The sequence below is a fragment of the Bacillus sp. 05T31 genome, from assembly GCF_056396725.1.
This window is the reverse complement of sequence record NZ_JBFTMA010001006.1, coordinates 1-1,147: the sequence shown is the minus strand read 5'-3', so window position 1 is coordinate 1,147 and position 1,147 is coordinate 1. Positions and strand designations below refer to the sequence as shown.

Below are 1,147 nucleotides of genomic sequence, written 5' to 3'. Positions count from 1 at the left end.
GAAGAAGCGTGTTCTACTTGCATGAGAACAACACCGAATAAAATAATGCCTGACATTACTAATTCCTTCATTGGAAGTTTTTTATGTAATGGGTCAACCGCGAAAAATGGTGTTAACAAAATCCCTGCAACTATCGTAATTTGCCAAGTTGAAGCGACAAGCCACCCGGGCCCAAACGCACCTGCGAAACTAAGCGGTGCATAAAAGAGACCAAATCCAACAATACTCCATAACAACCATTCTTTCGGATTTTTTTTCATGTATTGAAAGAGTTGTTTTAAATTCCCTCTATACATGACAATTAGTAATAGCATGGGAACCATAAAGTAATACCGTAATGATGCACTCCAAATCCAACTTCCGCCTTCTAAGTCCATCGATCGGTTTAACACAAAGGTAAAGGCAAAGAAAAACGATGCCAATATCCCTATTGCAATAGCTTTCATTATAAAACCCCTTATATAGTTTCTTTTTCTACTATATAACAAAATGAATATAATTAATATAATTAATATTCAAAAATTTAATCATACATGCGGTCTACTTCTATATAACTTTCGTAATCGACTAATATGAGCTTGATGGTACCGATTATGATCGGCTATATGCCATATTCCCCACCTTATAGTCGCATTTTCTCCCTTTTCATAAAAAACTTCTCGTGTTAAATCATTTTCTGTTAGTTTCATACATTCCTCATAAAACATATGTTGCACAGCTTCATAATCTTGCATTAATTCTTGTAATTTGTACTTTCTTAAACTAGGCAATTCTCCCATTTCATTCAACATTGGTCCATATTTATTTTCAAGTGCAGGCGGAACTCCCTCTCCTTTTAAACGGTACACCCAGTGTAAATCGACTACTGCTAAATGCTGAAGTAGCTGTCCAATGTTATTTTCATTATTTTCAGACCCTTTATAGGATAGTTCGTTCTTTTCAATACCTTCGACTAACCTTTGCAATCGTTTAAATGTATCAGTAACCGTTGCATACAAAATTGCCACGTTGGGGTTCATATCTTTTTCTAAATGGAGATCTTTCATGATAATATCCTTCCTTTAAAGAAACAACACCATATTTTCATCATCACTATACACACCATTCACCTTTATAGCTCTTTTTTCAATTCCATACGTTTTAAAGC

Annotated in this window: 2 protein-coding genes and 1 pseudogene; all 3 read right to left on the bottom strand. The window is 34.7% G+C overall.

What is annotated here, in order from left to right:
• Nucleotides 1–446, bottom strand: a 446-nt coding sequence (locus tag AC1DJR_RS30755) for a multidrug resistance efflux transporter family protein (protein WP_477004341.1), incomplete at its 3' end; no start/stop codon positions are given.
• Between the two features lie 81 nt (nucleotides 447–527).
• Nucleotides 528–1,046, bottom strand: coding sequence for a DinB family protein (locus tag AC1DJR_RS30750; protein WP_353825111.1), 519 nt, complete (start codon nucleotides 1,044–1,046; stop codon nucleotides 528–530).
• A gap of 15 nt (nucleotides 1,047–1,061) precedes the next feature.
• A pseudogene (locus AC1DJR_RS30745) lies at nucleotides 1,062–1,147 on the bottom strand (GNAT family N-acetyltransferase); the annotation flags it as partial.